Consider the following 9,253-nt stretch of genomic DNA (forward strand, 5'->3'; position numbering starts at 1 on the left):
GCCTGCGTCATCTGGATGCGGCGCTGGCCGATGATGCGGAGACCGGCTTTCTCGATGACGGCGTTGACGGCGCCGGTCAGGTTACGCTCGGTGGCGTCCGGCTTGATGATGGAAAAAGTGCGCTGAACAGCCATGATGACATCCTGCTTGAAAGGGAAAAAAGGGTTCTGGCGCGGCCTATAGCGGGGCGGGCCCAGCGGGGCAAGCATCGAAGGCCGCTATTGCGCAGGCGGCCCGAGAGGCATAGGGGCTGGGGCCTGAATTTCGACAAGGATCCGACCCATGAGCGCGCTGCCTCCCTGCCCCAATTGCGATTCCGAATACACGTATGAAGACGGCGCGCTGCTGATCTGCCCGGAATGCGCCCATGAATGGAGCGCAGACACGACAACTGCAACGGACGCACCAGTCATCAAGGACTCGAACGGCAACCCGCTCGCAGACGGCGACACCGTCACGGTCATCAAGGACCTCAAGATCAAGGGCTCGTCCTCAGTCGTCAAACGCGGCACCAAGGTCAAGAATATCCGTCTCGTCGACGGCGATCACGATATCGACTGCCGCATCGACGGCATTGGCCAGATGGGCCTTAAATCGGAATTTGTGAAAAAGGCCTGACGCCTATTTCCCCGCTTCCTGCCAGCCGCCACTCGGCGTTTGCTGGAAATATCGGGTCACCAGCCCGGCATCCTTGGCCGCCTTGAACTGCTGGCGGGCCAGATTGCGCGTGTCCGTGTCGCCATCATCGAACATGACCATGCAGCGCGTATAGGGCGCATCGACGGGCGCCTTCGTCCCGTCCATCAGGAACAACGCATCGGCCTGGTTCAAATTCTCCGGCTTGCCTGCAAGCAGGATCGGCTGGCGCGCAGGATCAAGCCCCGGCGCCTCGGCCTGACCATGCGGCAGGAAAGTCTTCTCGTCGAAAGTCCAGAGGCTCGCATCTAGCGCCGCCCGGCGCTCGACACTCGGGCTGACCGCAAGGACCCGCCAACCAACATCAAGGCATTTCTGCATCAGCGGCGCCGCAGCCTGCTCCAGCGTGGTGCGGGAGAGATGGTAGAACCACCATTCAGGCTTCGGCGCCTCTGACATCACCTAGTTCTCGTAATTGTCCGCGATCCAGCGGTCGAGCAGGCGCGGGCCGAAGCCGGACGCCCAGCTCACATCGAACGCGGCCTTCTCACCCTCAACCCAGGCGACGCCCGCAATATCGAGGTGCGCCCATTTCACGCCCTCTTTCACGAAGCGCTTCAGGAATTGCGCCGCCGTGATCGAGCCAGCGGCCCGGCCGCCAATATTGCGCATGTCGGCAAATTTCGACTTCAGCAGCGAGTCATATTCTGGCCCGAGCGGCAGGCGCCACACGCGCTCCCCTTCGGTCTGGCCAGCCTTGGAGAGCTCATTCGCCAGATCGTCGCTCTCCGTGAACAGGCCCGCATGATGATGGCCCAGCGAGATTACAATTGCACCGGTCAGCGTGGCGAGATCCACCATCGCCTTCGGTTTGAAATGCTCCTGCGCATACCAGAGCACATCGCAAAGCACGAGACGGCCTTCAGCATCGGTGTTCTGGACTTCGATGGTCTGTCCGGAAGCCGACTTGAGAATGTCGCCCGGTCGGATCGCGTCGCCATCCGGCATATTCTCAACCAGACCCACGAGACCGATCACATTGACCTTGGCTTTGCGCTCGGCCAGCGCGCGGATTGCACCGGTCACAGCCGCTGCGCCGCCCATATCCCCGCGCATGTCTTCCATACCCGGTCCGGGCTTCAACGAGATGCCGCCCGTGTCGAAGCACACGCCCTTGCCGATCAGGATCACCGGGTCTTCGCCTTCGGCGCCGCCCATCCATTTCATCACGCCGAGCTGGCTTTCCTTGACGCTGCCCTGACCGACGCCAAGCATGGAATTCATGCCGAGTTTGGCAAGCTCCGCTTCGCCGAGCACTTCGACCTGAACACCATACTGGCCCAGCTCGCGGCACTTCTCTGCAAAGCTGGCCGGATAGAGATCGTTCGGTGGCATGTTGACCAGATCGCGCGCAAGCTTGGTGCCTTCGGCGCCCGCATTCAACGGCACGAATGCCGCTTCTGCCGCAGGCACATCGGAGACCACCAGTGTCACGCTTTCAAGGCTTGGCTTCTGGTCATCTTTCAGCTTGGTGAAATATGTATCGAAGCGATAGCTGGCGAGCTTCGCACCGAGCGCAATGCGCGCAGCATCTTCTGCAGAACCAGCATGGACCGCGAGAGATTTGAAACCGCTGCTGGAATGGGACTTGTAAAGATTGGCACCGAGGCCTTCGAGAACGCGCGCATCGCGCTTGTCCTTCTTGCCTGCACCGATCAGCACCGCACGGCGAGCATCGCTGCCCTTGGGCAGAACGATAAAGGCCTGCTGGTCCTTCTTGCCACTGAACCGGCTGCCATCCATGGCTTCTAACAACAGACCGCCCGTGGTTTCGTTCAGCGCGGCCGCAGCTTCGGGAAGATCCCCGTCTTCATCGACCAGAAAGGCGATGATGTCGGCCTTGGCACTTTCAGCAAATGTGATTTTCATGTGTGGATTCTCCATTTGCAGCGGAAACTAAACGTCGACGCGCGTTGCGCAACTCGTTAGCTAGGGAAATATCACCCCTTTCTGAAGGATTCTGCGAAAAGCCTGCTAATCGCCTTATGACCAAAGTCCAGACATACCTGTTTTTCGAAGTCCTGAAGGCTGTGGTCATCATCATTGGCGGGCTCGCCATGCTGGCCTTGCTGGCCCAAGGGCTTTCACGCACCGATTTGATTCTGGAAAACCGCCAGTCTGCGATCACCTATTTCTATATTGTCATGCTCGGCGCACCGCAGATCATAGCGCTTCTGACCCCGCTCGCCCTGTTCGTGGCAACGGTCTGGTCGCTGAACCGCATACACAAGGATAGCGAGATCGTTGTCGCGCAGGCCGCCGGCATGACCCGCTGGCAGATCGCTTCACCGATCATGCGGCTCGCCGTGCTTTGTCTCGTCGCACACCTGACCGTGAACCTCTGGGTCCAGCCCGCCGCTCAACGCGCCATGCGCGAAACCGTGGCGACAGCGCGCGCCGATCTGGCTGCCGCCTTGATCCGGCCCGGTCAGTTTACCTCCAATGGGGACCGGCTGACCTTCTATGCACGGGAACAGGCCGGCGGCGAACTGCGTGGCGTGCTGATCTCCGACATGACCGATCCGGAGAACCCCACTGACATTCTCGCGCGCAGCGCCGCGCTGATTGAAGTCGAAGGCAGCCCAACACTCCTGCTGCGGGATGCGACCAGCCAACAGCTCGACGCAAACAACCAGCTATCGATCCTGGAATTCGACCAATACTTGTTCGATCTGACTGACTTCATGAAAGAGGACTCAGACCTCGTCCTGAAGGCATCGGACAAATATCTCTATGAATTGTTCTTCGTGGACCGAACCAATTATTTCGAACTCAAGGAAATAGACTCCCTGCTGGCGGAAGCGCACAGTCGCCTGACCACACCCCTGCTGAACATCGTCATGACGCTGCTGGCGATCTTTGCAGTGCTCGGCGGGGATTTCAGCCGCAAGGGCTACAGCAAGCGGATTGGCTGGGCGACCGGTGGTGCCATCGGCGTTCTGATTGTGCAGTTGGTATTGCAATCGGCCGCCGCGAATGATCCGGCGCTCAATGTGCTGCAATGGCTCGTCCCGCTCGGCATCATTGCAATCCTCAGCTATATTTATTTTGCGAGAGGGCGCCACCTCGGCAAGGTCGATCGCCCACCACTTGAGTTATTCCGGAACCCGACCGGAGCCACCAGCTGATGCCTCTATTTTCCAAGATACAGAGATACATCCTGAAGGAATGCCTCATGGGACTGGCCCTTGTGCTGGGCATCCTCCTGCTGGCCATTCTCATGATCGATGTGGTCGAGCAACTGCGCACAGTGGGCGGCGATGTACGCCTCAGCATTCTTGGCGCGCTCAACCTGTCCCTGATGAAACTGCCGCAAATTGTCGAACAAACCTTGCCCTTTGCGCTGCTGATCGCCTCCATGATGGCCTTCACCCGGCTCAATCGTCGGTCGGAATTGTCCATCATCCGCGCCAGCGGCATTTCGGCGTGGCGCTTCCTGACCCCGGTCATGGTCCTCGGCGTGGTCCTCGGCCTGTTCACAATGATGGTGCTCAATCCGTTTGCGGCGAAACTGACCGAGTCCTTTGAGCAGACGCGCGACCGCCTGCTCAATGAAGGCCGTCCGACCCTTTCGGTTTCCGATACAGGCATCTGGTTGCGCCAGGGTGACGAAACCAACCAGATTGTCATTCACGCCAAGCGCGTCGCCGAAGGCGGGGTGAATCTTCAGGATGTGAAGATGATTCAGGAAGAGCGCCTCTACGCAGATGGGCGACCGACCAATGACTACGCCTTTGCCCGCCGGATCGACGCGGATAGTGCGATTCTGCGCAATGGCTTCTGGCAGCTTGAAGGCGTAATCGAAAATATTCCGAACGCTCCACCCGAGTTCAAGGAAAATCTCGCCATCCCCACGACACTGGACGCGGTGACGCTGCTCGATAAATTTGCATCTCCCAACACGATTGGCTTCTGGCAATTGCCGCATTTCGTTCGCCAGACCCAAGCCGCCGGCCTGGACGCTTCGCGCTACAAGATGCGCCTCAACGCGCTCATGGCCCTGCCGGCCCTGTTTGTGGCGATGGCGCTGATCGGCGCCGTTGTGTGCCTGCGCCTGCAGCGAATGGGTGGAAATTCACAGCTTCTGGCCATTGGGTCGCTCGCAGCGGTCGGGCTGTATTTCTTCACTCAATTCTCTTCCAGCCTCGGGGCAACAGGTGCGGCGCCCCCCGTGATCGCAGCATGGAGCCCGCCACTCTTTGTGCTGTTCTGCACGCTCACCTTCATCGCCTATCGGGAAGACGGCTAATCACAACCCGGCCTTGACAGGGCCTGTCTCCCGACCCCATCTCTCGCCGCCTTAAAGAGGTAAGCGCATGAAACTTGTCGTCGTCGAGTCGCCCGCAAAGGCGAAAACCATCAACAAGTATCTCGGCAAGGACTATAAGGTCCTGGCGTCCTACGGGCATATCCGTGACCTTCCCTCCAAGAATGGTTCGGTCGATCCGGACGATGATTTCGCGATGGTGTGGGAGGCAGATTCCAAATCGTCCAAGCGTATCTCCGAGATCGCAGCGGCGTTGAAAGAAGCCGACACGCTGATCCTCGCGACCGACCCCGATCGCGAAGGCGAAGCCATCAGCTGGCACCTCGTAGAAGCCTTGCGCAAGCGCCGCGCCCTGAAGAAGGACACGCCAGTCGAGCGTGTCGTCTTCAACGCGATCACCAAGAATGCAGTCACGACCGCAATGGAACATCCCCGCCAGATTGATGGCGAACTGGTCGATGCCTATCTGGCGCGCCGCGCACTCGACTATCTGGTCGGCTTCAACCTGTCGCCGGTCCTGTGGCGCAAATTGCCGGGTAGCCGGTCGGCTGGCCGCGTCCAGTCTGTGGCACTGCGCATCGTTTGCGACCGCGAGAACGAGATCGAGATGTTCCGGCCGCAAGAGTACTGGAATGTGGCGGCTAACCTGCGCGCCCCAGACGGCACCGACTTCGAAGCGCGCCTCTATAGTCTCGACGGCGAAACGCTGAAAAAGTTCACGCTGGGCAACAAGGGCGACGCCGACAAGGCGCTGGAAATTGTCCAGATCGGCGGCTATTCCGTCACCTCGGTTGAGGCCAAGCCGGTCAAGCGCAATCCACCCCCACCCTTCATCACGTCCACGCTGCAACAGGAAGCCTCCCGCAAGATCGGCTTCAACGCCAAGCGGACGATGCAGGCCGCCCAGAAGCTGTACGAAGAAGGTCGCATCACATACATGCGTACCGATGGCGTAAACATGGCCGAGGAAGCCTATGCGGCAGCCCGGTCCATGATCCAGTCGAACTATGGCGCGCGTTACCTGCCGGAAAAGACCCGCCGCTATTCTTCGAAGGCCAAGAACGCCCAGGAAGCGCACGAAGCCATCCGGCCGACCAATTTCGACCTTCGCCCGGAAGATTATCATGGCGATGGCGACCTGAAGAAACTCTACACGCTCATCTGGCGACGCGCGGTCGCCTCGCAAATGGAAACCGCCCGCTTCGAGCGCACCACCATCGACATGACCTCCAAGGACAAGCGCGCGGTCCTGCGCTCGACCGGTCAGGTCCTGGTGTTTGATGGCTATATCAAGCTCTACACCGAAGGTCGCGATGAAGGCGATGATGGCGACGATGACGAAAATCGCCTGCCCAAGATGGAAGAAGGCCAGCATGCGGACCTGCTGAAGGCCGAGGCCAGCCAGCACTTCACCACACCGCCACCACGCTTCACGGAAGCCTCGCTGGTCAAGAAGCTTGAAGAGCTCGGCATCGGCCGCCCGTCTACATATGCGTCGACCCTCTCCACGCTGGAAGATCGCGACTATGTCCGTATCGAGAAGAAACAGCTGATCCCCGAGGACAAGGGACGCCTCGTGACGGCGTTCCTTGAGAACTTCTTCCGGCGCTATGTGGAATATGATTTCACCGCCGGGCTCGAAGAGAAGCTCGACATTATCTCGGATGGCAAGCTCGACTGGAAAGCCTTTCTGAAGGAATTCTGGCAGCAATTCGCCGCCGATATCGACGAGACGAAAGACCTTCGTGTCTCAGCGGTTCTGGACGTTCTCAACGAGGAACTCGGAGCCTATGTGTTCCCGCGCCAGGATGCGGACGGCAATCCGATCGAGAACCCGCGCCAGTGCCCGCTCTGCAAGGAAGGCGAGCTTTCGATGAAGCTGGGCCGCTTTGGCGCTTTCGTCGGCTGTTCACGCCATCCTGAGTGCAAGTTCACCCGCCAGTTCAGCGCAGATGGCGACGCCGCCGCAGCGATCAATCCAGACGGCAACGAGTTGGGTCTTCATCCCGATACCGGCGAGATGATCTATCTGAAGACCGGTCGGTTCGGTCCCTATGTCGAAATGGCGAATGGCGAGAAGCCAAAGCGTGCTTCGCTGACCAAGGCCGAAAAGGAAAACCCGCAGGACATCACGCTCGACCGTGCAGTCGAACTGCTGATGCTGCCCCGCGAAGTCGGCAAACACCCGGAAGACAACGAACCGATCCTTGCCAATTTCGGTCGCTTCGGCCCCTATGTTCAGCATGGCAAGACCTATGCGAACCTCAAGGATCCGAACGATGTCTTCACCATCGGTCTGAACCACGCCGTTACACTGATCGCCGACAAACGCGCCAAACAGGGAGCCCGTGGCGGAGCCGCCGCTCTGAAAACTCTCGGCGATCATCCGGATGGCGGCGCAATCGAAGTCTTCGAAGGCCGCTATGGGCCATATGTGAAGCATGGCAAGACCAATGCGACCCTGCCCAAGGATGTGACACCGGATGCGGTCACGCTGGAACAGGCCATCGAGTTGATCAACGCCAAGGCATCCAAGGGCGGCAAGAAGACTCCCGCCAAGAAAAAAGCCCCTGCCAAGAAGAAGGCACCGGCGAAGAAGAAAGCACCCGCCGCAAAAAAGGATTAATCCATAAGGCAATGAGCTCAATCGACGGTCACCGGAACACTTTCGGTCGGCCTCCGGTTGAGGGATTGGCCTGCCAATGGTTTACTGTTCCTGCCTCGCGGAATTAGGGGTTGCATCATGCCTGTTTTAGAGAAATTGGCATTCTTGGGAGCGGTTACGCTCGCCTCGGTTCTGATCGCCCAAGAACTGGACAAGACGATTGCGGCCTTGGATCGACCGTCTGAAGTGATCGATCTGGAGGAAATCCCGCGCCCGTCTCCGGCCCCGGATATCCCGCCAACGCTCATGTCGCTTGCGCCAAGCCCGACGGGGTTTCTGGATACGCTGACGGCGTGCAAGGGGATGGCGCCGAGCATTGGAGCGAATGTCGATCAAGACCTCGTAGTCACCGACTATAAGCGCTTTGTGCTGGCGGAGGGCCATATACGGCTTGCCACCGCCCCAGTCGGCGGCGGATGCCTGTCATCCGTCTTCGGCCCCCGGAACGGTGGCCTTCACAAAGGCCTGGACTTCTACAGCCTGGATCCGGTGCCCGTATTTGCCGCCGCCGATGGCAAGATTCGCCGGCAGCGATACCGACGCGATTATGGCAACATGATCGTCCTGGAGCATGGCCGCGGCGTGTTTACGCGCTACGCGCATCTCGAAGGGTTCGCAGACACGCGGGAAGGCGATCTGGTCACAACCGGCCAATATCTTGGTACTATGGGGAATACGGCCAGCTACCTGATACCGCGCCACCTGCACTATGAAGTTCTGGTCGGCACATGGGGCGCACACGCCGGATCCTTCGCCCTTACACCCGTAGACGTGATGTCACTGCCGGAAGCCCCGTAATAATGCAGCCTTCGATAGGCAGAATTGCACACTAGCCTACGTGCCAGGAGCGGAGAATGATCTAGGATGATCACAAAACATTCTCAAATTTCTATTTAGACTATTTTTCGTTTCCCCGATAAATTATTCAAAATTTGGAGGGAAACATGCAACCTAGCCAACTCATCCGCGCCACAATTATATCGCTACTTCTTTGCGCAACACCCGCACCCGCTATGTCGCAAACTGTATGTTTGGGACTCAACTGACCGCCAGAAGATGATTTCAGTTGGTCTACCGATGATATGTTGGACAGGTTCTTCAACGAAGACGTAATAAACCTGCGGACAAATAACGGTCAGGGATTCGGTTATGGCACCCCTGACTACCTGCATTGTGAAAAGGATTGCGACTTTTGGTATAATTCGGCAGTGGCCTATTGCCGAATTCATCCCGACCCAGCGTCACGTGCCTCTTGCTACTCAGCAGCTATAAACGCATATGGGAATTGTGAGCGGAAGTGTAGAAGCGATTTCCAGAGGTTTATTCCTTGAATACTGAGCATACATCGGAATGGCCTTGTATTCAGGTTCAGGTAAGTGAACCGTATAAGCACTCTGAGCACAATTATGCATGCCAAGTATATATACGGACTGGCAGGCTTGAAAAAACAAAAGAAGTTTTCGGTGACACTACCGACAATGCTGTGGCGTGCGCTCGTATATTATTAAGATCGTTTTTTTCCGATTAGACTGGCTGCATAAAACCCCCGCGCATTTTTCTGCGAGTCCCCCTATATGGGCGGTATGAGTTTCCCAGATAAGAAAACAGTGCTCGATTTCATTCGA

The 9,253-nt window shown here is 58.2% G+C and carries 8 protein-coding genes; 5 read left to right on the forward strand and 3 right to left on the reverse strand.

Features of this window, described 5'->3' with window-relative positions:
* Nucleotides 1-134, reverse strand: a 134-nt coding sequence (locus tag B4F73_RS00780; protein WP_290482288.1) for a nucleoside-diphosphate kinase, incomplete at its 3' end; no start/stop codon positions are given.
* Between the two features lie 148 nt (nt 135-282).
* Between B4F73_RS00780 and B4F73_RS00785 the strand changes: the two genes are divergently transcribed.
* On the forward strand, nt 283-618 hold the full coding sequence (locus tag B4F73_RS00785) for a zinc ribbon domain-containing protein YjdM (RefSeq protein ID WP_290482284.1): 336 nt from the start codon (nt 283-285) through the stop codon (nt 616-618).
* A gap of 3 nt (nt 619-621) precedes the next feature.
* On the opposite strand, the gene B4F73_RS00790 is transcribed toward B4F73_RS00785, so the two are convergent.
* Together B4F73_RS00790 and B4F73_RS00795 are read right to left on the reverse strand one after the other, a co-directional pair.
* A complete protein-coding gene (locus B4F73_RS00790) occupies nt 622-1,095 on the reverse strand; it encodes a DNA polymerase III subunit chi (RefSeq protein ID WP_290482285.1) in 474 nt (157 codons plus the stop codon).
* A gap of 3 nt (nt 1,096-1,098) precedes the next feature.
* Nucleotides 1,099-2,565: a leucyl aminopeptidase gene (locus B4F73_RS00795; protein WP_290482286.1), complete on the reverse strand. Its 1,467-nt coding sequence runs from the start codon at nt 2,563-2,565 to the stop codon at nt 1,099-1,101.
* A 116-nt stretch (nt 2,566-2,681) separates the two neighbouring features.
* Between B4F73_RS00795 and B4F73_RS00800 the strand changes: the two genes are divergently transcribed.
* The 4 genes from B4F73_RS00800 (at nt 2,682) to B4F73_RS00815 (ending at nt 8,426) form a co-directional block, all read left to right on the forward strand.
* Complete coding sequence (locus B4F73_RS00800) at nt 2,682-3,824, forward strand: LptF/LptG family permease (protein ID WP_051607661.1); 1,143 nt, start codon at nt 2,682-2,684, stop codon at nt 3,822-3,824.
* Complete coding sequence (gene lptG / locus B4F73_RS00805) at nt 3,824-4,945, forward strand: LPS export ABC transporter permease LptG (RefSeq protein WP_290482287.1); 1,122 nt, start codon at nt 3,824-3,826, stop codon at nt 4,943-4,945. Before B4F73_RS00800 ends, lptG begins: the two co-directional genes overlap by 1 nt.
* Before the next feature lie 67 nt (nt 4,946-5,012).
* Entirely contained in the window at nt 5,013-7,589 is a 2,577-nt protein-coding gene (gene topA / locus B4F73_RS00810; RefSeq protein ID WP_290479125.1) for a type I DNA topoisomerase, read from the forward strand.
* A gap of 117 nt (nt 7,590-7,706) precedes the next feature.
* A complete protein-coding gene (locus tag B4F73_RS00815) occupies nt 7,707-8,426 on the forward strand; it encodes a M23 family metallopeptidase (protein WP_290479126.1) in 720 nt (239 codons plus the stop codon).
* The last annotated feature ends 827 nt before the right edge of the window (nt 8,427-9,253 follow it).

Origin of the sequence: Hyphomonas sp. UBA3601 (assembly GCF_002375605.1) — a bacterium.
Taxonomy (GTDB): Bacteria; Pseudomonadota; Alphaproteobacteria; order Caulobacterales; family Hyphomonadaceae; genus Hyphomonas.